Here is a 24,717-nt window from a genome sequence, read left to right as displayed (position 1 = left end):
GGCGGGGTTTGGGAATCTTGCTGGATTCGTTACCCGTTACGGCGCGTTGCCGACCACCACCACACGCACGACTACAACTGCGTCAATATGCGCAGCGTTTTGTAGATCGATGTTTAGTAGACCAAAATGGGCAGTGGAATGGTTCACGGGGTATCTCATCATTAAGTGTAATAAGCCCTAAAAGATAAACACGATCCACAAAAAGACACAAGAGAGCAGAACAATAAGAATGCAAAAACCCGAGGCTGATCACAACGCTATGTGGGTGAAATTCGGTTATAACAAAATGACATCTAATGTAATAACATGAAAAATAAGATAATTAACGGTGAATTGAAAATTTTTTTAGCAAGCATGGTTTTTATTCAATAAGAGGCAATCTCATCGTTTTTATCATGCATTAGCGCCATTTAATGGGGGATTGTTGATGCAATGTTTAAAATTAAAACATTAAGGTAACAACTCTTGATACCTATGGAATAGCTGCGCTTGTTAAAGCATAGAAGGAACTTATGTATAAATTATTGTCTTTAATTTTAATCGTGGTTTTGGCGGGATGCGGTGCGAAACCTGGTCCGCATGAAATCGTCGCTATCGATAATTACACTGCAAATCGCATCACCAGCATCATAGACATGCAGACAAAAGCAGCACATCACCACAGTACCGGTGGCGCTATTACCAAGATATCAGCCGAATTTTTAGGTACTCCTTATGAGGCCAATGTTCTCGTCGGTTCAGTAACCGAACCTGAACAGTTAGTCATTGATTTCCGTGGGTTGGATTGCTTTACTTACCTTGATTATGTCGAATCCTTCCGTAAGTCAAAAAATAAGTCTGACTTTATTCAGCAAGTCATCAATACCAGATATATTGATGGTGATGTCAGCTACTTAAACCGAAAACATTTCTTTACTGACTGGTCACACCGGGAACCATTAAACGCGCAAGATGTCACAGCACAAATAACGCCTCATTCACGTACTGTAATCAAATATCTGAACCAAAAAAAGGAGGGCGGCGAGTTTATTCCTTCGCTAAACGTTATTGAGCGCAATATCGTTTATATTCCGGCCGAGTTTATTAATGACGCCGCAGTGAGTCATTTGAAGAATGGCGATTACATCGGTATTTATACTCATATTCAAGGGCTGGATGTAACTCACACCGGAATATTTGTCAGAACGGCAAAAGGCCCCATGTTACGCAACGCGTCGTCGCTAAAAGGGAATAATAAAGTTGTGGATTCACCGTTCGTGGAATATGTGAAGAAAACACCCGGCATTGTGGTGCTTAGGGCAATGCCAATAAGTGATAGCAACTAAAAATCAACACGTTAAGTTGTTATGTGAATGATAAAATAACCTCGTTATTTCCCCCGCCGCAGGAAGGAAATAACAGGGTTATTATCAAATTATTATAATTCAAATGGCGGGTTAATCAGTGAAAATATGACCGCCAGTTGTTCATGATGCTGTATATTGATTTCGCTGCTAGCGGAATGTCCCTGGTTGTGAATAATCATTTCGCCTAGACCCACCAACCAATCATAAATATAACATGCTGTAGTATTGGTTGGCGTTAGCGTTAATTGAGTCAATCGTTGTGATGCACCCAACGACGATGATAATTTTGGCTGTTGGGCAAAAATTTTATAGCCTCGATTAATGCGGCTATCCGGACGCCGGGCTTCGTTAATTTGCAAGAAACCGAGCCAGGCAATGAAATTGCCCAGTATTGACAGGGCGCGGGACACCTGACGATCCACTTTGATTTCACGATGCAGGCCAACGTGCTCGCTGTCGGTCAGTATATTGATTAATTGCCCACGGATATTCAATCGGATGCTGGCCGTAATTAGCTCTGCAACCAGCAACTCGAACGTGGGTTTAGTGATACCTAAAAGTTCAATCAGTGGGGCGTTATCCGGCAGTTGTCGCAGGTGATTTACCCAGTAACGCTGCACATTTGTGGCGTATTCTGTTTCATAGTCATTAGCGGGCGGGGTGGCCGTCGCCGTCTGTAATTCAGGCGAAACTGGCTGGTCGCTGAGTAAGTCGATATCGATACCAATACTGAAGGGCTCGTTATTGGTCGTTGGAACTCTCAGTTCCGCCGTTCGGTTTGGCTGTTGTAGATACAGGCAACGCAACTCATCGCGTGAAGGTAATAATCGTTCCAGTAATTCACCATGTAGGCCAGTACGGGTTTGTAATGCTTTGAGTAACGTCTCAGCAATACGTTGTTTTTGTTGTGATTCATGGCTGGCTGGCTGATGCCAATCCGCCAGTAGATTTTCTGTCAATTCTCGGCGTAATTCATGGAGTTGCTCGGTGATACGTTCAGTTTTGATATCACGGCGGATCTCCTGAGTCAGATACGTGACCATCCTTTCGACACCGCGAGCATCCAGTGCCAGCATGGTGCCCCAGCTATCTCCGGGGTTACCGACATAACGTTGCACTGCTTCATCATGACTTTTCACCTCTGCCAGTGGTGAATCCAAAGTTACACGTTGATCAAAAGGCGTGAGCGCCCAGATTAACCCAGGTTTTCGTCGGGAACGTATCTGAGCGTTTTCACCCTGAGTCTGTTTAACCCAATAATCCAACGCCTTACCAACGGACTTCACCTCTGAGCGTTTCGCCGCCGGATTACAAACCAATAACAGATTGATTTGCTGCTTATCAGTATAACGCTCAAGTAAATAGGCGTTTTTGGCCCGTGACAGCAGGGGGGCTAGTGAATAAAGGGACTGTTTAATATGTGCTGATGTATCGAGTGGCTGACTAAAATCAGGGAAATCCAGTAAGTCGACGGATTCAAATGCATTTTGACCGGCCAATGAACTTAGTGGGATGCACAGCTCAATAGTTAAAAAGGTTAGCTCCGAAAGTGACAATGTCACTGGATCGGCGGGGCCATGATCAACCCATGGCAGGACTTGAATATAGCTATCGGCCGAGGTGTGCAGATAATCGAGGGTGGCGACATTCATGATGCCATTGACCGGCAGCAGAGTATCATCCACTAATACGCTAAGTGGTGCCAGTAATTGCGTCGCGCTAGCCAAATGTTGCAACGTGTAGGCAAAATGACGATAAGCATCCGTCAATGGGGGGTATTCCGCCCACAGTAATGAAAACAGGTGGGCGCGATCATCAATGCTCAGATAAGGAGCTAATTCAATGGCAACCGGCCAGAAATGGGTTTCCAGTTTCTTTTGACGCCATGCGTCATCGTGGGTCAGGTGATCCCAAAGCCCAATGACATCATCACTGCTGATGCCGACGATGGCGACTGGCTGCCGGCGCATGACCAATTGCTGTAGATGATCGACAATATACTGTTCATCCAGCGAATACTCCTGACCATGCTGATGATTTTCCAGCAGGAACGCACTGGCCACTATCTTGGCAATATCCACTTCGCTCAGTAAGCAGAGCCGCACTGGATGGCTTTCATGGCTAATACTCGGCTGATGACTGAATCGCGTAACCAAGCCACTGGCCTGATATCCTGGTTTGATTTGCTGCCAAAAATCGAGTTTTTTCCCACCCAGAGTGGTTTCCAATCGGCCATATTCAGCAGCAACCAGTGCTGACATCAAATGCTGTTTCCCTGCGGATGACTGACCAAAAAAACCAATACTCATGGCGGTTAAGGAGATATCTGACAGTTGACGCGCTTTATTACGATTGCGGCGCAGTTTGATTGTCAGTTGATCAGCTTCTATATCCAGGCGAGTGGCATGTTGGCGCGTATTGTTAATCCAATCAATAGCTTGATCTATGCCTTGCGTGACGTGCTGAAGCTGGTTATTGAGCTGTTTGATGGTTAAAGATTTCATTTTCTAAATACACTCCCACTATCAATCCAATAATGGGTTGATCTTGAGCCATTACTGGCTAATGTGTTTAGCTTGAGGCAGAGATGATGCAATGGAATATGGCTACCGTCTTGCAGCACCGCATCGGCTATCTCAAAACGCTCCGGGCGATGGTCATCACCTTTTACCAGTTTCAACCGCACATGTAACATGCTGTCACCCGCGATTTTACGCGCCAGTGCCTGATCGACGATGGACAAGGTATAAAGTGGTGAGGCGGGCCAGCGGTCATTCTCAAGCTGACGGAATCCAAGGCACAATGAGCCACGAACCTGAAAACGAACATCAGATGATAAAGTAAAGTCAGTGCTATCCAGATCAATATCGCGGTAATAAACATTGTCTTTGCTCAGAGCATCACTACTGTCTAACATCCCGAGATAGCGGATGGTCGAATAAGGTTGGAAATCGCCCGCTTTAAAATAAAAACCGGACAGCCGTAAATCGAGCGCCAGCAAACACAGCATCGCGCCCACAGCCGCCGTAGACTTAGGGTTATCAATACGGCCGTGCTGGTTAAATGGATACCAATCGCGGGTGTGATATCCGTCCAGTGAAAGAATACGATTGTTCGGTAGCGGTTGCAGATGGCGGAATAACGCCTGAATACCAGGGAAGCGCGCAGGGCGACCGGTCAATAACAGTACGTCGCAGGCATAAAGCGAAACCACTTCAGACAGTGAGCGCAGGTTTTGCGTGATACTCATTCGGTTCGATAAAAACTCACCGTGTAATTTGCTGAGTTTTAATACCAGCGGAACCTGCAAAATATCAAATATTCCAGTGTCTGCCGGCAGTTCACGCTGAACTTCACTGTTAATGTAATCCAATACTTTTTGCGTCGGCAATGGTGATAATAACTCACCGAAGGCGGCTTCGATTTCAGCATTAGCGTCCAGTGGATCAAAATTCTCATAGGCTGCCAGAATTGCTCTGCCTATTGGTATGAATATCTGTAATGTAGCTTGTTGACGCAATACTGATTGGCCATCCATCCGACCATCATTACCGAATAATTTATCCATCAATGCATCAGTATTGGCCATAGCAGATTTCTTAAGTCGCGCCTGAAGAGCCGGTAAAATATAGAGCTGTATAACATCCAGTAAAATATCATCACCGGCCACTTTAAACCCTTCACGGAATAATAGACGCGGGCTGATTTTGACATTATTACCAATACCATCATCCAGCCAATATTGCGTAATCGCCAGGTCGGTAGTCCCCCCGCCAATATCAATTGAGGCAATACGTAAGGTCTTTCCTGCCACCTCACCGGCTTCAAGTTGCTTATCGGGTCGCGCCATACTGGCAAAAAAGGCGGCGGTACGGCCACCAAAATTAACCTGTGTTTCGTTATATAAATAAACCATCTGCCCACAGGTGGCTTCATCCCATTCCATTTGTACCTCCGGTACTGGGACTTGGCTTTTAGCACGGTCTTGCTCTGACATAAAGTTGTCATCAGCCGGATGCCAGCCCATGGATTTCCAGACTAAAGCAATAGCTTCATTCATCCGGCGGCGGAAAATCTCTCGCTCCGGTTTTGGCATAGCGGAGGGCAGCGTCAGAATAATCGACCGTAATTGCCGTGGAGCATTAGCATGGGTCATTTTCAGGCGTTGTGCCGCGCTGTTGATTTGCACCAACGCTTGTGTCAGCAGCTCTGACAACATAAATGTCATCACCGAACTGCGGCTGTAATGGGGCGAGAATACCGGAAGCCTTTCATCGACGGGGACGCTATACAGCGGCTGACCATCATCATTGACAAGATGGGCCAAGGGTAGTGCGGTGGCCAGCGGTTCATGAGCCAACGAGGCTTGTGTTTCATTGAAGCGCCAACCCGCAGCATAGGCTTCTTCATCCCACAGGTAGCGGCGTGGGCTGGAAATACCGGTTGAGCCCTCCGTTCCCAGACGTTGCAGCGCCATACGGCTGGCTTCGTAGCCAACACGAATAATCGCCGGCCAGATAAAAGCATCATCACGGCCACTCTCTACTGAAAAGTTTTGTTTGCCGAATTTGGCTTGCGCAAATTCAACCCGGCTTTCAAACAATTCATTATAAAGATAGTGAGGCTCACTCAAATCGCGTATTTGCAATTCGTAAGTTTGTTTCAGCCCATGACGTTCATCAGCACTGTCTTCTACCAAAATACCGCAGGTATGTGAGTTACCCACATCAAGGATCAGATCGACGTTGACCACCGGTTCTTGCAGTGTGCTGGTATTGATTTTGATTTCTGGCACCTTAATTTGCTGACCGAGTAACTCCAGCAAATTAAGGTAGTGCGCTTGATATTCGAATTCACGTAAAGACGCAGTGATATGTCTTACAGTACGCTCTTCCTGAACGGAGGCTTGCTGAACAAACACTTCCCGTAACCAACCGTCAACCCACGTTAAATCAAGGAATTCTGCCAGTTCTTCATTGTGGTAGGCCAGCGCAAAGCTTAGCCCAGTTTTGATATCGTTTTCATTGGGTGCCCGATATTCATTGGCGTGGCCTTCGGGATAGACTTTGGTATCAAAGGCCATCGTCACCCGTAGAGTATTACCCTCTTGATCCGGGGTATCTAAGACTAAAATTTGAACTCTGGCCCAGTTATCTGGCCCATTAACCAAGGTACGTGGCGGATTAAAGCGCAAGAAAGGCAAGGGTAACCAAATTTTGTTCAGCAGCTTCAGCGATTGTTCCAGCGGGATACTAAATTCCGGTTTAACAATTTCAGGGGCAGCACCCGGCACCATAAGCGAATATTTACCATTATGTTGATGGTAATTCAGGCGCAACAGTGGGCCATTGGCACTTTTGCGGACAAATTTATTTGGCAGTTCAGTATCTGACTCGGGCTTTAAGGCAAAGTCTAGAAACTGGATGCCACTATTCTGGATGAGCGTAATTTTCTGTTTATAATCAGTGATCGTTGCCAGCATTATTATTTAGTCTCACGCTTCATCGTCATTGGAAGGGTCGTATTGGGGTCATAACGGCCTTTGCAATCTGCCATCCCGCTAGCGCCTTGTTTACAAACGATCTCAGGCATTTGATATTTAGAACCGTCACTACATTGCGCTCTATAGCGACTATTAATCACCAAATTGCCTGACTTCATTAATCCGGCGGTGATATTGGCGCGACAAGTGACATTATCGCCATGAGTGATTTTAACCGTACCTTGGCCATTTTTAATCTGATACTTCAGGCTGGGGGCTTTACCGGTATACGCGGCTTTAATGTCCGGGCTCACGCGCCAGTTACCATTAAGGAAGGCCGTGGAGCCGATTTTGACGGCATCAAAGGGCAATCTCAGCACGTTTTTACTCTCCGCTGTTGTTGCGATCGGTATCACCGCAGGCTCGGTGACGGCGGGTGCCGGGGTAATGGTGGCATTATCTAGCGGAAGTTGGGGTTCAATAGTCGATTGAAGAATCTGAGTGGTGACTACGGTGGCAGCGTCTTGAGCTGGCCGTGCTTTGTTTTCGGCGGCTATTATTTTATCTTTAATAATAAAAGACTTAATTTCAGGGGCGGCGGCAGAATTTTCTGACATACCCCCACTGAATTGCACCACCAATGCGGTGATTAAAGCCAGCACCGGTAAAATCCAGCTAACTCGCCGCCAGCGGGCAGGTTTTTTTATCGGTTCTGTTGACGTGATGGGTTCTACTACTGGAATAGGCGGTATGGCTGGAGCAATATCAGACGATGGTGGCAATTCAACGGCAGCGGTAACGGGTGGCGTAACTATTGCAGGCGGAGCGGAGATAACAGGCTCGATGACTGCGGCAGTTTGATGCAGGCAATCAAGTGGGTCGGTGCGCGTTTTTTTATCCTGACTGACAAAGCCCCAAAACGTCAGTACGGGTTTGCCTGCCACCCAATAAACGTAGCTCTGATCTGGGAATTGCATTGTTTTAGCGAGCAGTACGCCGAAGAGTCGTTGGGCTGCTTTTTCTGATTTTTGCGCGCGCTGACATAAATCATTCACACTTGCCAGGCACGCTGATAGCTGTTTAATAGCAGCCTTACGTTCAGCATTGCTGGCCGCCAGCCATGGGGTCACATTTCCTTCAATCGGGGCATACCAGTCAATACGGTCACCCCGTTCATTAAGTTGAGGAATGGCCAGGCAATCTGCAATATGCGGCTGCTTTTTAAGGCGTAATGCCTCTCTTATCTGCAGTGCAGAGGCATAAACCGGTTGCCCATTTTCGCCTAATGCCAGAATATCGTCCAAACTACCACTGCGTAAAAATGATTTTGCCACGCAAAAGAGACCTTTGTAATGATGCCCAAGGCAGAAAATAATGTGTTATACCCGTCATTTTTCAAACTGCAGGTGTGTTGGCTGCGCGCAATACAGGTGTAAGCTCATCGGGATGCTCTTGCTTGCCGCCGTCCTACAACGTGAAACCTATTGGGTATATCTACGACTATTTTAGTGCTGACGGAAGGGAATCAAACGCCGGAATAAGTGGCAAAATGGCCCGTTGTTTGCGGGGAAACCACGGTCTTTACTCGTATTGAAAGGAGATATCTTGAATCAATCACAAAATTCAATCCACTTGTCAGCCACCGAAGCGATTGACAAGCTGGAGACGTTATACGAGTCGGCGCTGGCGGCATTACGTGATGCTATCAGCGCATTTATTAATGACGGTTCTCTACCCGATGCTGGGGAGAGGGCTAAGGGGCTATTTTCGTACCCACAGCTCAGTGTGAATTGGGAGGGTAAATTTCGTGACCGCCAGCGTACCCGTGCTTATGGGCGTTTCTCTCGAACCGGCCAATACAGTACCACCGTCACCCGGCCGGCGCTATTCCGCGAATATCTGACAGAGCAACTGACATTACTTGAAAGTGAGTACGGCGCTGTTTTTAACGTTATGCCATCACAACAAGAAATGCCATATCCCTTTGTTATTGATGGTTCGGACCTGGTTCTGGATCGCTCGATGACCGCGAGTCTTGCACAGCATTTTCCGACCACCGATCTGGCAAAAATTGGGGATGGCATCACCGATGGCCTTGATCCAATAACGGCCGATTTTCCGTTGTCGCATTTTGATGCCTTACGTACCGATTTTTCACTGGCGCGCTTGAAACACTACACCGGTACGCCAGCGGAACATATCCAGCCCTATATCCTGTTTACTAATTACAGCCGCTACGTCGATGAGTTTGTCAGTTGGGCCTGTGAACAAATTCTGGATCCAACCAGCCCTTATCGGGCGCTTTCCTGCGCCGGTAGCAGCTACATTACGGCTGAAAATGCTGATCCAGAAAAAACCACCTCCGATCTGGCGTGGAAAAAGCATCAGATGCCCGCTTATCATTTAATAGCAGAAGGCGGGCATGGCATTACGCTGGTAAATATTGGCGTTGGTCCATCCAATGCCAAGACTATTTGTGATCACCTTGCGGTGCTGCGCCCCCATGCGTGGTTGATGATAGGGCATTGTGGCGGTCTACGCGAAAGCCAGGCGATTGGCGATTATGTCCTGGCCCATGCTTATTTGCGTGATGACCATGTGCTGGATGCGGTGCTGCCACCGGATATCCCGATCCCAAGTATCGCCGAGGTACAACGGGCATTATACGATGCCACCAAAGCGGTGAGTGGCATGCCAGGTGTTGAGGTAAAACAGCGGTTGCGTACCGGCACCGTTGTCACCTCAGATGATCGAAACTGGGAACTGCGTTTTTCTGCTTCAGCGCTGCGTTTTAACTTAAGTCGTGCTGTTGCGGTCGATATGGAGAGTGCCACTATCGCAGCACAAGGATATCGGTTCAGGGTGCCTTATGGCACATTGCTCTGTGTTTCAGACAAACCATTACACGGCGAAATCAAGCTACCTGGGCAGGCGAATCATTTCTATGAAGGGGCTATTTCTGAGCATTTGCAAATTGGTATCCGGGCCATAGATCTGCTGCGCGCCGAAGGTGACCAATTACATTCACGTAAATTACGCACCTTTAATGAGCCACCGTTCCGTTAGCCGTCATTGGTGTTGCTTTAACCTATTTTCGATAACGCATATCGCTGAAATAAGACCTCGGTTTATCAACCAACCGCCGGTCCTGCAACCAAACCGGCCAGGCAGGGTGCTGAAAACACCTGTCTACCGGCTAATTCCGGTACCCACACTGATACCGGAGATGCCCCTCGAACCGCCACTCACCCCGACATGGCCGGTATTTGCACAGGCTACCAGCAATAGTGTGAGCATCACTAAGGTTAACTTTTTCATTTGACGCCCTTGGTTAGAACAATATTTGAATTTTATATTATAACATTCAGTATATAACGGAAACCTATAGAGGCAGACGGTTCTGTTGTGGCGGGCAGCGGAATAGGTCGCGCAGGGAGCCATATATAGCGCAAATGTATAGCCGCACCAGGCTTATTCAACCTGATTGGTGACAGTATCTGTTTAATAATCAAATCAATACTTTCGCTCCTATCAATTAAGAGAATCGCCTATGCACTTTACACAAGCCATTGCCAGACTTCCGGCAGATACCTGCGCTAGCGGTCAGACGACTTCCCAACTGGGCGCACCGGATATAGCAGCTACAGGTCGTCAGTTTCTGGCCTATGTCGATACGTTGCTTCGTCTGGGTTTGAAAGTGACTATTTTACCTGCTGCGCCCGCGTTTCCAGATGCACACTTTGTGGAAGATACTGCGGTAGTGATGCCTGAACTGGCGGTGATAACCCATCCCGGCGCGCCCAGCCGCCAGGGTGAAGTAGAGACCATTGCGCCATTATTTGAGGGGCGTCGCCCAGTGACGCGCATGAGCCACCAAGGTCATCTTGATGGGGGTGATGTGTTGCTGGTTGGCAAACAGTTTTTTGTCGGGCTGACTGCGCGCACCGATGAAGTGGGGATCCGCGAGTTTACCGCCGCAGTGGCGCGCTATGGCTATCGGGTGACAGCGATTGAAGTGAACGCGGGGTTACACCTGAAATCTATTGTTAATTACGTTGGCCGCAATACGTTATTGCTAACCGAAGATTACCAACAGCATCCGGCGTTTGCGGGTTTTAATTCAATCGTTATTCCTGAAGATGAATCTTATGCCGGTAATACCTTATGGATCAATGATACGCTAATTACGCCACAAGGTTATCCTTACACCTTGGCCCAAATTGAAAAACTTGGGATGCCCATCATCCAACTTGATACCAGTGAATTTAAAAAAATGGATGGCGGCCTAACCTGCCTCTCGTTACGTTTCTAACTAGTTACAGTTTCTATTGCTCGCCGTTTCTATTACTTGCCAACATCGGGATCTGAATCATGAAAAAGACATGCGCTGCTCTGTTTACCGGCCTGATACTGGCTACCAGCCTGATCCACTCCGCACCAGTTGCGGCTCAGGCTTTTGACACTATCAGCTTTGGGGTGGACGGCGGTTATCCACCTTTTGACGTTCTTGCGCCTAATGGTGAGATCACCGGTTTTGATATCGATATCGCCAATGCATTGTGTGAAAATCTGCATGCCAAGTGCGTATTCGTCAAACAACCCTTTGAAAGTATGATTGCCGCCCTTAATGCCAAAAAGTTCGATGCCATCATTGCATCGCTCACCATTACTGATGAGCGCAAAAAAGAAGTGGATTTTACTGACCGCTATTATCGCAGCGCCGCACAATTAGTCGCCCGTAAAGGCAGCCCGTTGTTGCCGGACACCGCTAGTCTAAAAGGTAAAACTGTTGGGGTACAGACCGGTTCCATCCATGAGACTTATGCGAAAAAACATTGGGGTGGGCAGGGGGTTAAAATCGTCTCTTACGCTAATCAGGACAATGTATATCTGGATCTGATGTCCGGGCGCATCAACGCGTCGTTGCAAGACAACATTCAAGCGGCCAGCAGCTTTATCGACACGCCGCGCGGGCAGAAATTTGCCTTTGCCGGCCCGGTTATTCAAGACGAAACCATTTCATCGGATGTGGGGCTCGCCATCGGTAAAGATAACCCCGCATTACGCGATGCACTGAATGGCGCGATTAAAGCTATCCGTGCTGATGGCACCTATGATGCCATTCAGAAGAAATATTTCAGCTTCGATATTTATGGCAACTGAGTCTTTGTTCATTTGATTCTATTGATCAATTCAAACCTGCCGGGACGCTAGCTGAAGCGCCCGGTACCCGTTAGTCAGCGACAGGAGACCGATGATGGTAATAGAGTATTTGCCGTTGCTGGCTCAGGGGGCGGGGTTGTCGCTGTGTGTGATGCTGTTGTCACTTGCGGTCGCGCTGGTACTCGGGCTTATCAATGCGATCATTAAGCTTTTTGGCCCGCGTTGGTTACGCTGGATATCGACGGGGTACACCACACTGGTTCGGGGCATTCCTGAACTGGTGATTATGCTGTTGCTGTTTTTTGGTGGTGAAATGCTGGTGAATTCGTTCCTCGGCTTGTTGGGCGTGGGGCCGGTTCGCTTTAACACTTTTATTTCAGGTGTACTGGCCATTGGCATTGTATTTGGTGCTTATTACACCGAAACCTTCCGTGGGGCGTTTCAAACGGTGGATCGCGGCCAGTTGGAGGCGGCGGTGGCTTACGGAATGCGCCCAACGCAGGTGTTCCGACGTATCATGTTGCCGCAGATGCTCAGCTTTGCCATTCCGGGGATCAACAATAACTGGCTTGGATTAATGAAGGCTTCAGCATTGATATCAATCTTGGGGTTGGAGGACATGGTGTGGTTGGCGGAACAGGCTGGGCGAGCGACACAAAAACCCTTCTTGTTTTACTTCCTGGTGGCAATGATTTACATGGTCATTACCGCGATTTCAACATGGGGCTTCAGCCTCCTTTCACGGCGCTATGCGCTATCGACCTCAACCGCTGCGAGGGCGCGTGAATGAACCTGCAAACCATGCTGGAGGCTGCCCCCACATTTTTGTATAGCGACGGTTCTGATGTTACCGGGCTGGCCATGACCGCCAAATTATTTTTGCTGTCAGTGGTTCCCGGTTTGTTGCTGGCACTGCTGATGGCAGTTGGTCAGGCATTTGGCCCGCGTTGGTTATCCTGGTCAATTCGTAGCGTGACTTATTTTTTCCGCAGCACGCCGCTCTATCTGCAATTAATGCTGATTTACTACGGTTTGTCGCAATTTGACATGGTGCAATTGGGCTGGCAGGACGACCAACCGTTCTGGCTGCTGTTTCGGGATGCCACCTTCTGTGCCACGCTGGCGCTGGTACTCAATACCAGTGCTTATGTCTCGGAACTATTGGCCGGAATGATGGTGACCTTCCCGCGCTAGGAGTGGGTGGCAGGGGAAGCCTTTGGTATGAGCCAGTGGCAGATCATTCGTCGGCTGGTACTGCCCGCAACGTTGCGGCGCGGTATTCCGGCGTTAAATAACGAGATGGTCTTCCTGCTGCATGCCACCTCCCTTGCCAGCACCGTAACGCTGCTGGATATCACCGGCGTGGCGCGCTCTTTCTATGCCGCTACCTATTCGCCATTTATCCCGTTTCTCATGGCCGCGGCGCTTTATCTGCTGTGTACCTTTATGTTGATTTTCCTGTTTTCACGGGCAGAGCGGCGCTGGTTAGCATTTGCCCGTCATGACTAAAAAATCCCTTACGGATCAAGTTACTTCAGGAACGTTTGATGACTTGCAATTCAGTCAGTGTAACAATTTTGTCTACCCGGAATTTTTTACTGGTCAGCCAGGTATCTGCCAGCAACCGGTAATGTTCCATGTTACGACAACCAATACGCAGCAGAAAATCGAAGCTGCCGCCGACTAACCAACAGTCCAACACCTCCGGTGTTTTGCGCACTTCTTGTTCGAAGGCCGCCTGAGAATGACCGTGGTCGGCTAGCGCAATTTGCGCTTGTATCACAAAGGCATGTTCTGGCTCCGGCAGTTCAATGATGGCGCTGTAACCACGGATAATACCGGCTCGTTCCAATAGCCGCACTCGCTCCAAACAAGGGCGGGCGGTGAGGTTAACTTGCTCTGACAGCTTCTGATAAGAGATGCGGCCATCCTGACTCAGTATTTCAAGGATCTTGTTATCGATTCGGTCAAGCCGGGCTTTCTTTTCCACAGATAGGGCGTCCAATGAAAATCAATAATCATAAGTTACCTGAACATGCCCTGGGTGGGCAGCGTCAATTAACCAGTTTTCATTTCGGCCAGCAGGGCTTGGGCGAGAAAATTTATCTACAGGCCGGTTTGCATGCCGATGAACTGCCCGGAATGCTGGTATTACATTATCTTAAAAGATTACTCAGTCAGGCGGAACGCCGTGGCAAAATTCAGAGTGAAATAATTATTGTGCCCATCGCTAACCCGCCGGGAATAGCGCAGGTGCTGCTTAACAGCGGCATCGGCCGTTTCGATTTGGTTACCGGCCGCAACTTTAACCGCGATTTTCCCGATTTGGCTCAGTTAGTGCAAATCCAGTTAGCGCAACAGCCGCTGGCATCCCACGCAGCCACTGATGGCGGTAGTATTCAGCAACAAGTACGTTCTGCCATGGTGGCGGCATTACTTGATTTACCCGTCAGTAGTGAAGTCGCCGCGCTGCGCCAGCATTTGCTACTACTGGCCTGTGATGCTGATTTGGTATTGGATCTACATTGTGACGATCATGCTATTTTACATATGTACGCTGACCCCGCGTGGCGTGAGCCAGTGGACATTCTCGCCCGTTTTTTGAATATTGACACCATACTGCTTTCACAAGACAGCGGCGGGGGGTCTTTTGATGAAGCCTGTGGTTTGCCGTGGCACCGTCTGGCGGCGCAGCATCCCGACCTAAGCCAGCTTTCGCCTGCTTGCATGGCCGTGACGGTAGAACTGCGTGGTCAGCAGGATGTCAGCCACGCACTGGCCAGTGCCGATGCTGAGCGTCTCTATCATTATTTGCAGTATCGTGGTGCGATCAAGGGTGAACATCAAGCTATTCCGCAGCGGGAAGTAGTGATGTTGCCGTTTACTGCCGGTGAAATTATTAATGCGCCTGCCAGTGGTATCCTGCTGTTATTACGCCAACCGGGCGAATGGGTAGGGAAAGACGAAGTGGTTGCTGAAATAATTGATCCCGTCACTGATACAGTAAAAGCGGTTCGCGCCCAAGCCGGAGGTATTATTTATGCCAGCCGACGAGCACCATTTGTTACCTTGGGAGCGGAAGTGATGAAAATCGCCGGGAAAACCCCCTACGCAGGTGGCGGGGGGTTGGCGATGTAAGATTACAATGCATTAGAGTAAGTGAGATGGTCAAAATCTGACGCGTCATGGCGTTCAGCTAACTGTTCGTTGGGTTCTCCCCAGGTGCGGTTGACGATGCGGCCGCGTTGAACGGCAGGGCGTTTGGCTATTTTCTCTGTCCAACGTAGCAGATGGGTATAAGATTTCACATCCAGGAATTCCCCTGCTTCATATTGCAGGCCCAAAACTAAATTGCCATACCAAGGCCAGATAGCAATATCTGCAATCGTGTACTCATCACCGGCAATATATTGGTGCGTTTTGAGCCGAGTATTGAGCAAATCGAGCTGGCGCTTCGTTTCCATGGTGAAGCGATCAATTGCATATTCAATTTTCACCGGAGCATAATGATAAAAATGACCGAATCCACCGCCCAAATAAGGTGCTGCACCCTGTAGCCAGAACAACCAATTCAGCGCTTCGGTTCTGTCTGCGAGTGCTTTTGGTAGGAAATGACCAAATTTATCTGCCAGATAAAGCAGAATGGCACCGGACTCAAACACCCTTATCGGTGTGGGTGTTGAATTATCCATCAGCGCGGGAATTTTTGAATTGGGGTTTACGGCAACAAAACCACTGGAGAACTGATCGCCTTCACTTATCCGTATCAAGTGAGCATCATATTCTGCACCTTTCTCACCCAGTGCCAGCAACTCTTCAAGCAGAATAGTCACCTTTTGGCCGTTTGGGGTGCCCATGGAGTAAAGTTGTAACGGATGTTTGCCAACGGGCAGGGCAGCTTCATATCGGGCGCCCGCCGTCGGGCGATTGATCTTTGACCATACACCGCCGCTTTCATTATTTTCCGTCCAGACCTTCGGAGGCTGGTATTCGTTATCTTTCATCATTGATTACCTTATTTGAGAATGAATACGAACTTAATAATACTCATAGTGAGTATGCACCAATAGCCGAGGATAACAGGGATAATAATGAGATAATTATTTTATTGTGTACGGATTCAAAGACACGCAAGACAGCGACTTAGACAAGGCGCAAAGTTACCGCGCTGATTATTTAAAAAGAAGGGGTTAATTATGCCAGCAACAGACAGTAATAAAATGTGGGCTGACTTGCTCCATGATGATCCGGCAGCAAGTCAGGATATGTTTGGCAAAATATGGCGGGCAATCATGCCGCCAGTGCTACAGATTTCACGTAGTGTCACCGGTCAAGAATGAGGCGAGGGGTAAAGCCAGCAACGCAGGCGCGGGCCAACTGGGCGATAAAATCCGCCTCACCGGTTCTTTCTTTGGGAGTTCGGGCTGCAAGTCACGTCGATTACTGGCGCCGCCATGCGGATAAATCCCTACAAGATGGAAAGGCAGCAACAACAGTACGAACGGAGCTAAACGAAGTTGCCGCGCTTTTGCGATGGATACTTGACGCAGACATTACAGTAGTAGCAATGAAACCCTCGTCAGTGCAGGCCATTCATGATGCGGCAAGATTGGCGGCTCGTCACGTTGGGTTGCAGGTGAAACGCTTTAAGCCGATGCAGCGTCCGGGGCGAGTAAGTATTGATGAGTTGGAAGAAATCATTACAGATATAGAAAAGTTAAAAAGCCCATATAAAGAAGCGGCTAAGATGATGCTATTATTTGCATTAAGGGCAACAGAGACAACAACATTAACGAGAAGATCAATAATAGGCAGTATGTTATTTATCCCAAACAGGGCAACAAAAACATGTGCAGATTTATCAATTCCAATACCAATTAAATATATAGACATTGTTAGCGGTTGGCTTGCGGTAATAGAGGAATCAAAAATAAATTACTCAGCAATGGAAATGTTTATTTATCGTGCTGGTGTGAAATGGCGTTGTCATGATTTAAGAAAAATATTCAGGACATCAGCGGCAGTAAGGGGAGAGGATTATTTAGCAGTAGAACTAATACTTAATCATTCTATAAAAGATGTGCCAGCCACATATATTCAAAATGCGCCACACAAACAAATGCGTAAAGCCATAGAAAATGCAATTGATGAATATATGACATTTGTTTAACCCTCCTTTAGCATCACCAGCCGCCTATATGGCGGTTTTTTTTTTCGCCTGTATTCTTGGTTATAAATGTTGTGAAATTGTTAAATAACACATGTAAATAAATTGTTAAATGTAGTTGTTTTAATGTTGCTTTTTGCGGGTGTGGATAACTACCTGTTAGATAGAAAAACGCGTAAAGATTCAAGTGATTAGCCGTGTGAGAATGGCTATTTCATGAAAAATATATATAACCTTTAAAATCAGTGTGTTAATAGAAAATACCTTTTTACGGTATTAAAAATGACCGTTTATGGTTGTTACATTCTACAAAATCACAAAAGTGAGAAACTAAAAGTTAATGCATATAAATTAAATATATATTTCAATTGGTTGCGGATATGTTATATGTGGACTGAAAACACATAACATCAGCAATAGCATGGATGGATAGGGAAGAAAGAGGCATAAATACCCACAAGTGAAACAAAATATTTCAAGAATACACAAAGCCGGGCGAGAATGGGGAAAGTAAGGGAATTGGCGGCTAGTTCTAATCAGAGGAAATTTAAATTATTTTAATTTCAACTAGTTAAATCAAATCTTGATGATGGTTTCATGTTTTAAATACACTTAAATTGATTTTCACCATGAAATTAAACGCTTATAAATCAATGCAATAGATGATACCTTTTTAGCGGAAATAGAGCGTATTCTCGCCTTTGTTTCAGTCATCTGGTATGACCACCCGAAACGACTATTGATACTTGTCGCTTTCATTAAATCAGGCACTAAAACGGTAGGTCACTCTATTGCTCGCCCTTGGGGGCTACGTTGATTTTTATCGTCACAGCTTTGTTTCAGACCGCATGAGCACTGATATTAATCAGGGTTTGAATAGTTATTCATTGGCAGTCTCGCCAATAATAATTACTGTTTTTGACTTGTTACATTTACAAATGGCGTCAACTTGGTGCGCATCAGGGCGGAAAGTAATATTAATAAAGTTGGCATGATAAATGATATACACATAGCGATTGAGGCGCGGCGGGGTTTTGATAGGGTATTGACAAAAAATCATTTCGTGCAGGTGGGTAAAAAGTCGGTATTTATCCACAGGACATAGTGTATAGCCTGCGGGCCACTTGTCAGGCGTGACTACAATCCGCTTAACTTGCGTGCTTTGCTTAACGCCATAACCACGAATAAAGGGTTTTACATGGCATACGGGCGCATCTATCAAATTACAGTCATTACACCAACAGGCTTCACATTAACCATAGATAATGGTGATGTTGACTTCTCATGTACCCGCGATAATGAAGAAGAGCCCAACGAAGCCACATTAACTATTTACGGCCTAACAGCCGACACACAAAATCAAATAGCAGTGGCGGGGAGTTTGGTAACTGTCGCCGCTGGTTATAAAGATGAGGGGATGCCTACTCTTTTCCAAGGAGAGTTAAGCTCCGCCGTCACAATAAAGAATGATGAGGTTTACGCTTTAGAGATTCGTTTGCATGAATCATTAATACCTTACCGGGCCTCGACTACATCCCGCACTTTTGCCGCTGGATCTTCTTTAAATGCAGCGGTTCAACAAGTCGCAAAAGACATGGGGCTAGGGGCGCAATTATCACCCGCTGCCAAAACCCTTAACCTGTCAAAAAATCTATCAATTGCCGCCTTATCTCGCGAAGTGCTCGCCAGCTTATGTGCTCAATGTGATGCAGCTTGGTCTATTCAATATCAGTCAGTCATTGTCACCGCTGGGGATGCGATAACAGCGGGAGCAGCGTCTATTAGTCCAGAGTCAGGGCTTTTAGGTACACCACGATTAAAGATACACACGCCAAAGCGCCGGAAAAAATCGTCAAAAACAGGGAAGACATCAAAATCTAAAAAGACCGTATACCCATTTCCTCCACCCGGCGCTCAGACTGATTACAGCAGAGGTGCACGACGTCAAATCGGCGTGATTGAGGGAATTGTGTTCCGTTCAGTATTAAGGGGTGGAATCGAGGTAGGCGACACTGTGGAGCTGATTTCGCCATCGCTTGGCACATGGTGGGTAGTAATCACAAGCATCAAACATCGATTTGGCACGCGTGACCACTCAACATGGGAAACGGAATTTACCGGGGTGATTAAATGAGGAGCGTGTCACAAGTAAGGTCAATGATTCGTCAAGAATTTGGCTCAATGATTCTGACGCTTGAGGCAAAAATAGTTTCAATTGCTGGTGGTAGAGCAACAGTGAAACCTACAGCCCGTCGCACATTTGAAGATAATGAGGATTCGGTCGAATATCCGCCAATCCCTGATGTAAGGGTAATCTCTCTTGTTTGGAATGGGGGTAAATCTGGTATTTCAGGCCAGATAAAAGAGGGCGACGATTGTTTACTTATCGCCATTTCTCATACTGATAACGATACGCCAGACCACAAAGTATTATCAGCTTGCGCGGCTATATGTGGTTTCTCTGATGTATCCTCACAACCATTCCCCGGCGCCGCTGGCGTGTCTATCTATAGCGACTCAGCACAAATACTGCTTAATGATAAATCTATAACCCTGACTAATGGCGGAGGCGCTGAAATTATGATGACCGGAGACAAAATAATCATAAATGCGGGCGGCGGGCTGACAATCAAAGCGAATACAAACGTTGAAGGCAATCTGTCATGGTCTGGTACTGGTGAGGGCTTGGGCGGGAAATTAAAAGTTCAGTCGGCTGAAATTGGCGGGTCAGAGTATTCCGGTCATCAGCATGACGAGACAGGCGGAAGAACATCAGTACCTATTAATTAAGGCGGTGATAGTGAATGTATTAAGTGAATACGGCGCACATCTGGCAACCAAGAATGGTGAGTTTCTACTCGCTGGCGATATGACGCACGACATCAAGAAAGGTGCTGTCATTCGTGTTACGGAGCGATGTGGATTGCTTATTAAGCGCGTTGGTGTGGCTAAGTTATTAGATGTGCCTCAGAAAATAGTCCTACAAATGTGCGTTCGTGTAGACATTCCGGGGAAGGGGCCGGGAATTAAGCGAGGCTATAGGCCGCATTACTCAACGATAATTTATGAAACCGCTCATCAGGCCGCATTAGCTCAGGCCATGCATGATGCTGGGGAAGGTTTTGCAATGGATGACATTCTAGACCTTGAGTGTCTTGACGCTGAAATGACAGTTGTTCGAGTGGTTATGGTGACTAACTATGTACATCAATATAGAGCAGTACAAACAAGCGCGTAATACGGGAGCTTTTGAATCCCCCAGCCCGCCGCAACAGATGGAAAGGATAACGTTAAAAATGCTCACAGGACAGGGGAGGCGTGAGTTAGATGTGGGTTATGTGGTTGAAATAAAATTAATGGGCGGTTGCGGTCGCTGTATGGTTACTACCGCCAAGTTAGTTGCTGTCAAGGGAATTTATGTTTGATGTAATGCAAGATGATGAAGGTGTCATCATGCGTAACGGCGATTTAGTGCTTGATGGTGGCATTGATGGCATAGCCCAACAATGTGAAATCCGTATTGGCATGAGTCGCGCTGAATGGTGGCTTGATGAATCAATCGGCTTGCCGTGGTTCTTTGGCATTATGGGAACAAAACTACCCGCTAGCACGGTTGCAAAAATGGTGGTGGCTGAAGGTTCTAAAACTGCTGGTGTGAGCGGCATTATCACAACTAGCACTGCTTTCGTCGGCGGAAGACTATCTGTTTTCTATAACGTAAAAGTTGGTGCGGATACTAAAGAGGCCTCATTGTGAAATTAGTTGATGAATCCGGCTGGAGAGGGGCGAGACTACCGGAGTTGCGTGGCGAGATTTACGCACGGCTAAGGGAAAAACTCGGAACCATATCAAGTGAAGGCGATGCTGTTATCGGTCAGATAATCGGTGTTAATGCTGAAGATGATTTGCAGGTTGTGGAGTCGCTAGGCTGGCTCTATACGGGCTTCTTTATTTCTCAAGGGGAGGGGCCGCAGCTTGACGGCAAAGGGGAGATTTTAGGCGTCAGGCGTAGAGGGTTGACTCACTCATCTGTTGTGGTCGTCTATTTGTTGGAAGATGGTGGAAGCGTTGCCTCAGGTGACGCATTTACAGTTAGCGGCATTAATGGTAAGTGGGGAGTTTCCGCTCCGATTATTGCCGATAAAAAACGAGCCGTTGGGCTGGTCTTAGCAATTAATGAAATCGCATTAGTTTCCGGTAATGTCTTTGTTATATCTGTTAATGCCGTTGATTACACCACAATTTATGAAACCGGTGATTCATCAGTATCAGTGATATCTCGTCTTTTCGGTATTGCAGCCGAAGCTAACACCAGCTTATCAACCATGTCTACTGAGTTCGGTCTAATGCTGTATGTAGATGATGGGGAGACGCTGGCTACATTTGCTTACAGTGATGAAGTATTTAGCGTTATTCGTGTTGCCGTACCGGTCATGGCCTTCTATCAGTCTGATGACGAATTCCCGCTAGTTGAGTACGGCGATATAGTGACTGATAAAATATTAGTCTTGTCGCAAGGGCTCAGGGGCTTTGAGATTGAACTTGATGAAGTGTATAGGCCACGACTTCAGGCAGCAGCTAATAAGCGCTCAATAGGTGTCGCAGCGTCAAGGCCGGGCATCAGAGCAGCAGTGGCGGCGGTTTCCGGTGTTACTTATTGCTCGGTAAATTCAAATAGAGCAATTGAAACAAATTTGGACGGCCTGCCGGGTAAATCTGTGCGCGTGTTTGTATCTGGTGGCAATGATGATGATATCGCGCAAGCTATTTGGGATTCAGCAGCGGGAGAGGTAAATACTTACGGTGCCAGTTATGGGACAGCATCAGACGGTGAAGTTACTGAAACCATGTACTTTGACCGACAGGCGTATCAACTAGTTTACGTATCAGTGTCTGGTGCCGTTTGGGACACTGAAATAGGCACGCAACCTAGCGATTATTTCACAGTTGTTAGAACGGTTATAGAAGACTACTTCAGCGCATTACCCGTTAGCCGTGATGTGTTCGCGGGGCAAATATACGCCCGGTTATTAATCGCGCTCCCTCCCCTTACTGATATTATTATATATGTGGGAGTTAACTCCCCGCCTACAGAGAGAGCGGTGGGCATTCCTGATGGTGCCATCGGTGTAACTAAAGATTCAGCAATCACAATTGAGGGTGAATCATGAAACCAATTATCACCCCAATAGAAGAATTAGCCCGGAAACGATTCACCTCAAAAGTTAGGAAAATAAGGAATATAAAACTAATGGGGGGCATTAGAGCCAACACATCCGCCATTAAAAGTGCTATTGATTACCTCGAAACTGGCTTTTCTATCTCTGACGCATCAGGGACGCTACTAGATGCCTGCGGTGAATTGCTTGGCACCAAGCGTGATAACGCGAGTGATGAAGAGTACCGTGATAGATTGCGTTCATTTTCTGTCATTACCAGTTCCCAGCAGAGCAGGCCAACATTAGGCGCATATTTACACGCAACGTATAACCTTAATTTCCTTCCTATAGACCGCGTAAGTCTAATTTCCGGCGCGATTGGTGCGGTGTTTAATCGGGCGCCATTAGGGAGAATGATATTTTCATCCCTAGGTAGCATGGCGCCAAACATGCAAATTAATGAGGCTATGGCATCGGCTACGCTGTCAGTTGATGTTTATAGCGCCGCAACACCTCCAAATGCAACGATGGTCGATAACGCAGCGATGATGCCCGGTAACATATTTCCGGCTGTATGGGGCGGAATTGAATACGAAAGAACACAAAGAGCCATCAGAGTCAGTGACGGGGCAACAATCAGGGTTAAAACTGGATTCTCTGTATTAACTCGCACTCTTGGTAATTCTCAAGCAAGTGGTGAACCCATGTCACCCAAAAACACATTATTAACCGTAAAACATATGGTGATATCAAATGGATAGTTGGGCTGAAGATGATGTGACTTACCCGTCAAATAATGCGGATGTTCCAAATAAGACGGAGCCAAAACAAGAGCTTCAGGCGACGGGGTTTGCTCCCACTTATATTGATTCGGGCGGCAATTTAGTCATTGGCGACGGAGTGACCGCTCAACACATGAATTACATCATTTGTGATTTATACCGAAAATATAGAGAGTTACGTGACCGGATTCAGGTATTAGAAGGAGGGGCTGGTGGATAAATTCGCCCACGTTCACAGAAGCTACCCCATGAGTAATGGCAAGTACCCAAGCAAAGAGCAACCCAATAACAAAAAGATAGCGGAAGGGTTTAGGCCTACTTTATTTGCGCCTGATGGGTCTATTGCTTTAGGTGATGCTGTTGAATTCAAAGAACTTAATTATATTTTTTCTGACATGTATGAAAAGAACAATGATTTAGACAGTAAAATTAGAATATTAGAGGCTAAATAATGGCAATAACAGAAGATGAGCTAATCGCTATTAGTGAATTACCATCCGGCGCGGTCGCAAATTCAGCGATACAACCGGATTTGATAACACTTCATGAGCTCCGGGGAAGCATTGAGCAAGTTGTGTCACTGCCGTATCAACACACGCTTGTTGATGTGTTCGGTGGTAACGATAGTGGATTATGGTCGCAATCCTTCCAAAATCCGTTACAGCGCGTTGTATTAGATTTAGAGATATTCTTCGATACAGCCGTAGAGAATGTTCCGCCGAACTTATCAGCACTTACATTAACGTTATCGGGCTTCTCTGCGGGCTCAATATTTACCCCGGCAACTACTGCCAGCGCAGCGGCGCCAGTAAATTTCTTTGGCCTTAACATTGCAGGGATTAGCCCAAAAATTAAGCTAGGCGGTCGCCGCCGTCGTTTGGAGCAATCAGGGCAGGTAATAATTCCTCTAACCGCAATCTTGCTTTCAACAACACCCTTGACCTCGCAAGAGCAAAATAGAGTGTTATCAGTAAAATTGGAGCGAACAGATAAATCACAACAGACGATTATCCCGATAATTAGCGGCATGGTGTATGCAAATCCACTACCTTCCCAGCGTGATATTACGCTTGTCGGATAACATTACTAACGCCTGATGCAATATGTGAAAATTGCAAATCATAGGTTTGTTGATAACAAAGCTGAGGTTTGTGTGAGAGCGACGGCAAGAACAAAGGTAAGTTTTCAGGATTTTTATCAAATGAAGCTGTTTGCGCGGGTTGTGGCCATACGCACAAATACGGGTAAGTGGCGATTATTTGGCTTGTGCCGAAACACAGAAACAGCGGTTTATGTTGAGGCTGCGCGGGGTGGTGTGCGTGAATGGTCAGGGCTTAATTATCTTGCGGATTTTTGCAATAGCATCGGTGTAGAGCTATGGGAAGTGCACAACAAAAAGCCCGCATAATGCGGGCTTGTTCAGATTTAAGGTTTGCTGATTATTCAGGCGCTACTGGCCATTCGACATCAGGTGCTTTTGATATATCAACTTTAGTTAGCTCATAACGATATTTTTGCCACGCAGCTAAGCGCGGAATATCTTCATCATCAATGTAATCGCCGTCTTTTGCGTCACGTATCGGGGCAATGACTTCTGCTGCATGTGCAATGAGTTCTG

General features: G+C 46.9%; 26 protein-coding genes and 1 pseudogene. 20 read left to right on the top strand and 7 right to left on the bottom strand.

What is annotated here, in order from left to right; all coding sequences use genetic code 11:
- Positions 1-512 precede the first annotated feature (512 nt).
- Positions 513-1,325, top strand: coding sequence for a DUF1460 domain-containing protein (locus AEP37_RS07285; RefSeq protein WP_049611934.1), 813 nt, complete (start codon positions 513-515; stop codon positions 1,323-1,325).
- Between the two features lie 92 nt (positions 1,326-1,417).
- Here AEP37_RS07285 and AEP37_RS07280 read toward each other — a convergent pair whose 3' ends face one another.
- The 3 genes from AEP37_RS07280 to AEP37_RS07270 are packed head-to-tail and all read right to left on the bottom strand — an operon-like array spanning position 1,418 to position 8,162.
- Positions 1,418-3,850 carry a putative virulence factor gene (locus AEP37_RS07280; protein ID WP_049611932.1) on the bottom strand — a complete coding sequence of 811 codons (2,433 nt, stop codon included), beginning with the start codon at positions 3,848-3,850 and terminating at the stop codon, positions 1,418-1,420.
- Complete coding sequence (locus tag AEP37_RS07275; protein ID WP_049611930.1) at positions 3,847-6,828, bottom strand: virulence factor SrfB; 2,982 nt, start codon at positions 6,826-6,828, stop codon at positions 3,847-3,849. Before AEP37_RS07275 ends, AEP37_RS07280 begins: the two co-directional genes overlap by 4 nt.
- 2 nt (positions 6,829-6,830) lie before the next feature.
- Positions 6,831-8,162: an SrfA family protein gene (locus AEP37_RS07270; protein ID WP_049611929.1), complete on the bottom strand. Its 1,332-nt coding sequence runs from the start codon at positions 8,160-8,162 to the stop codon at positions 6,831-6,833.
- Between the two features lie 271 nt (positions 8,163-8,433).
- Here AEP37_RS07270 and AEP37_RS07265 point away from each other — a divergent pair, with 271 nt between their 5' ends.
- Positions 8,434-9,894, top strand: a complete 1,461-nt coding sequence (locus tag AEP37_RS07265; RefSeq protein WP_049611927.1) for an AMP nucleosidase — start codon at positions 8,434-8,436, stop codon at positions 9,892-9,894.
- Between the two features lie 123 nt (positions 9,895-10,017).
- Here the strand turns inward: AEP37_RS07265 and AEP37_RS27560 are convergent, their stop codons facing one another.
- On the bottom strand, positions 10,018-10,146 hold the full coding sequence (locus tag AEP37_RS27560) for a hypothetical protein (protein WP_268872750.1): 129 nt from the start codon (positions 10,144-10,146) through the stop codon (positions 10,018-10,020).
- Between the two features lie 232 nt (positions 10,147-10,378).
- Here AEP37_RS27560 and AEP37_RS07260 point away from each other — a divergent pair, with 232 nt between their 5' ends.
- The 4 genes and pseudogenes from AEP37_RS07260 to AEP37_RS07245 all read left to right on the top strand — a co-directional run bounded on the left by AEP37_RS07260 (position 10,379) and on the right by AEP37_RS07245 (position 13,500).
- Entirely contained in the window at positions 10,379-11,140 is a 762-nt protein-coding gene (locus AEP37_RS07260; protein ID WP_049611925.1) for a dimethylarginine dimethylaminohydrolase family protein, read from the top strand.
- 59 nt (positions 11,141-11,199) lie between these two features.
- A complete protein-coding gene (locus tag AEP37_RS07255; protein ID WP_049611924.1) occupies positions 11,200-11,991 on the top strand; it encodes an ABC transporter substrate-binding protein in 792 nt (263 codons plus the stop codon).
- 94 nt (positions 11,992-12,085) lie between these two features.
- Positions 12,086-12,781, top strand: a complete 696-nt coding sequence (locus AEP37_RS07250) for an ABC transporter permease (RefSeq protein ID WP_049611922.1) — start codon at positions 12,086-12,088, stop codon at positions 12,779-12,781.
- A pseudogene (locus tag AEP37_RS07245) lies at positions 12,778-13,500 on the top strand (ABC transporter permease). The gene AEP37_RS07250 and the pseudogene AEP37_RS07245 overlap by 4 nt, the downstream one beginning before the upstream one ends.
- A gap of 25 nt (positions 13,501-13,525) precedes the next feature.
- Here AEP37_RS07245 and AEP37_RS07240 read toward each other — a convergent pair.
- Complete coding sequence (locus AEP37_RS07240) at positions 13,526-13,981, bottom strand: Lrp/AsnC family transcriptional regulator (RefSeq protein ID WP_049611920.1); 456 nt, start codon at positions 13,979-13,981, stop codon at positions 13,526-13,528.
- Positions 13,982-13,995: 14 nt separating this feature from the next.
- Here AEP37_RS07240 and AEP37_RS07235 point away from each other — a divergent pair, with 14 nt between their 5' ends.
- Positions 13,996-15,129: a succinylglutamate desuccinylase/aspartoacylase family protein gene (locus tag AEP37_RS07235; RefSeq protein WP_049611919.1), complete on the top strand. Its 1,134-nt coding sequence runs from the start codon at positions 13,996-13,998 to the stop codon at positions 15,127-15,129.
- A gap of 2 nt (positions 15,130-15,131) precedes the next feature.
- On the opposite strand, the gene yghU is transcribed toward AEP37_RS07235, so the two are convergent.
- A complete protein-coding gene (yghU, locus tag AEP37_RS07230; RefSeq protein ID WP_049611917.1) occupies positions 15,132-15,995 on the bottom strand; it encodes a glutathione-dependent disulfide-bond oxidoreductase in 864 nt (287 codons plus the stop codon).
- Positions 15,996-16,187: 192 nt separating this feature from the next.
- Between yghU and AEP37_RS26020 the strand changes: the two genes are divergently transcribed.
- From AEP37_RS26020 to AEP37_RS07170, 13 genes are all read left to right on the top strand, one after another.
- Complete coding sequence (locus AEP37_RS26020; RefSeq protein WP_156168548.1) at positions 16,188-16,331, top strand: hypothetical protein; 144 nt, start codon at positions 16,188-16,190, stop codon at positions 16,329-16,331.
- A complete protein-coding gene (locus tag AEP37_RS07225; RefSeq protein ID WP_049611915.1) occupies positions 16,328-17,161 on the top strand; it encodes a site-specific integrase in 834 nt (277 codons plus the stop codon). Before AEP37_RS26020 ends, AEP37_RS07225 begins: the two co-directional genes overlap by 4 nt.
- 1,195 nt (positions 17,162-18,356) lie before the next feature.
- A complete protein-coding gene (locus AEP37_RS07215; RefSeq protein WP_049611912.1) occupies positions 18,357-19,292 on the top strand; it encodes a hypothetical protein in 936 nt (311 codons plus the stop codon).
- Between the two features lie 23 nt (positions 19,293-19,315).
- On the top strand, positions 19,316-19,948 hold the full coding sequence (locus AEP37_RS07210) for a Gp138 family membrane-puncturing spike protein (RefSeq protein WP_156168547.1): 633 nt from the start codon (positions 19,316-19,318) through the stop codon (positions 19,946-19,948).
- Positions 19,949-19,958: 10 nt separating this feature from the next.
- Positions 19,959-20,396: a hypothetical protein gene (locus tag AEP37_RS07205; protein WP_049611908.1), complete on the top strand. Its 438-nt coding sequence runs from the start codon at positions 19,959-19,961 to the stop codon at positions 20,394-20,396.
- Positions 20,359-20,583, top strand: a complete 225-nt coding sequence (locus AEP37_RS26015; protein ID WP_156168546.1) for a hypothetical protein — start codon at positions 20,359-20,361, stop codon at positions 20,581-20,583. Before AEP37_RS07205 ends, AEP37_RS26015 begins: the two co-directional genes overlap by 38 nt.
- Positions 20,576-20,914, top strand: a complete 339-nt coding sequence (locus AEP37_RS07200) for a hypothetical protein (protein ID WP_049611906.1) — start codon at positions 20,576-20,578, stop codon at positions 20,912-20,914. Before AEP37_RS26015 ends, AEP37_RS07200 begins: the two co-directional genes overlap by 8 nt.
- A complete protein-coding gene (locus AEP37_RS07195; RefSeq protein ID WP_049611904.1) occupies positions 20,911-22,329 on the top strand; it encodes a hypothetical protein in 1,419 nt (472 codons plus the stop codon). The genes AEP37_RS07200 and AEP37_RS07195 overlap by 4 nt, the downstream gene beginning before the upstream one ends.
- Entirely contained in the window at positions 22,326-23,078 is a 753-nt protein-coding gene (locus AEP37_RS07190) for a hypothetical protein (RefSeq protein ID WP_049611902.1), read from the top strand. The genes AEP37_RS07195 and AEP37_RS07190 overlap by 4 nt, the downstream gene beginning before the upstream one ends.
- Positions 23,071-23,319 (top strand): hypothetical protein, encoded by a 249-nt coding sequence (locus tag AEP37_RS07185; protein WP_049611900.1) that lies wholly within the window; start codon positions 23,071-23,073, stop codon positions 23,317-23,319. Before AEP37_RS07190 ends, AEP37_RS07185 begins: the two co-directional genes overlap by 8 nt.
- A complete protein-coding gene (locus AEP37_RS07180) occupies positions 23,312-23,551 on the top strand; it encodes a hypothetical protein (RefSeq protein WP_049611898.1) in 240 nt (79 codons plus the stop codon). The genes AEP37_RS07185 and AEP37_RS07180 overlap by 8 nt, the downstream gene beginning before the upstream one ends.
- Positions 23,551-24,180, top strand: coding sequence for a hypothetical protein (locus AEP37_RS07175; RefSeq protein ID WP_049611896.1), 630 nt, complete (start codon positions 23,551-23,553; stop codon positions 24,178-24,180). The genes AEP37_RS07180 and AEP37_RS07175 overlap by 1 nt, the downstream gene beginning before the upstream one ends.
- Before the next feature lie 24 nt (positions 24,181-24,204).
- A complete protein-coding gene (locus tag AEP37_RS07170) occupies positions 24,205-24,507 on the top strand; it encodes a hypothetical protein (RefSeq protein ID WP_156168545.1) in 303 nt (100 codons plus the stop codon).
- A 31-nt stretch (positions 24,508-24,538) separates the two neighbouring features.
- On the opposite strand, the gene AEP37_RS07165 is transcribed toward AEP37_RS07170, so the two are convergent.
- Complete coding sequence (locus AEP37_RS07165) at positions 24,539-24,709, bottom strand: tail fiber assembly protein (protein WP_082170725.1); 171 nt, start codon at positions 24,707-24,709, stop codon at positions 24,539-24,541.
- Positions 24,710-24,717: the final 8 nt, after the last annotated feature.

The organism is Yersinia pekkanenii, from assembly GCF_001152565.1.
Classification (GTDB): domain Bacteria; phylum Pseudomonadota; class Gammaproteobacteria; order Enterobacterales; family Enterobacteriaceae; genus Yersinia; species Yersinia pekkanenii.
Note: the sequence above shows the minus strand (reverse complement) of the source record. Positions and strands in the feature narration are given on the sequence as shown.

Coding starts and splice junctions, on each gene's coding strand:
- AEP37_RS07275 (WP_049611930.1), bottom strand. CDS start 6,828: ATGCTGGCAACGATCACTGATTATAAACAGAAAATTACGCTCATCCAG.
- AEP37_RS27560 (WP_268872750.1), bottom strand. CDS start 10,146: ATGAAAAAGTTAACCTTAGTGATGCTCACACTATTGCTGGTAGCCTGT.
- AEP37_RS26015 (WP_156168546.1), top strand. CDS start 20,359: ATGTACATCAATATAGAGCAGTACAAACAAGCGCGTAATACGGGAGCT.
- AEP37_RS07190 (WP_049611902.1), top strand. CDS start 22,326: ATGAAACCAATTATCACCCCAATAGAAGAATTAGCCCGGAAACGATTC.
- yghU (WP_049611917.1), bottom strand. CDS start 15,995: ATGAAAGATAACGAATACCAGCCTCCGAAGGTCTGGACGGAAAATAAT.
- AEP37_RS26020 (WP_156168548.1), top strand. CDS start 16,188: ATGCCAGCAACAGACAGTAATAAAATGTGGGCTGACTTGCTCCATGAT.
- AEP37_RS07280 (WP_049611932.1), bottom strand. CDS start 3,850: ATGAAATCTTTAACCATCAAACAGCTCAATAACCAGCTTCAGCACGTC.
- AEP37_RS07185 (WP_049611900.1), top strand. CDS start 23,071: ATGGATAGTTGGGCTGAAGATGATGTGACTTACCCGTCAAATAATGCG.
- AEP37_RS07225 (WP_049611915.1), top strand. CDS start 16,328: ATGAGGCGAGGGGTAAAGCCAGCAACGCAGGCGCGGGCCAACTGGGCG.
- AEP37_RS07175 (WP_049611896.1), top strand. CDS start 23,551: ATGGCAATAACAGAAGATGAGCTAATCGCTATTAGTGAATTACCATCC.
- AEP37_RS07260 (WP_049611925.1), top strand. CDS start 10,379: ATGCACTTTACACAAGCCATTGCCAGACTTCCGGCAGATACCTGCGCT.
- AEP37_RS07200 (WP_049611906.1), top strand. CDS start 20,576: ATGTTTGATGTAATGCAAGATGATGAAGGTGTCATCATGCGTAACGGC.
- AEP37_RS07255 (WP_049611924.1), top strand. CDS start 11,200: ATGAAAAAGACATGCGCTGCTCTGTTTACCGGCCTGATACTGGCTACC.
- AEP37_RS07215 (WP_049611912.1), top strand. CDS start 18,357: ATGGCATACGGGCGCATCTATCAAATTACAGTCATTACACCAACAGGC.
- AEP37_RS07210 (WP_156168547.1), top strand. CDS start 19,316: ATGATTCGTCAAGAATTTGGCTCAATGATTCTGACGCTTGAGGCAAAA.
- AEP37_RS07250 (WP_049611922.1), top strand. CDS start 12,086: ATGGTAATAGAGTATTTGCCGTTGCTGGCTCAGGGGGCGGGGTTGTCG.
- AEP37_RS07235 (WP_049611919.1), top strand. CDS start 13,996: ATGAAAATCAATAATCATAAGTTACCTGAACATGCCCTGGGTGGGCAG.
- AEP37_RS07285 (WP_049611934.1), top strand. CDS start 513: ATGTATAAATTATTGTCTTTAATTTTAATCGTGGTTTTGGCGGGATGC.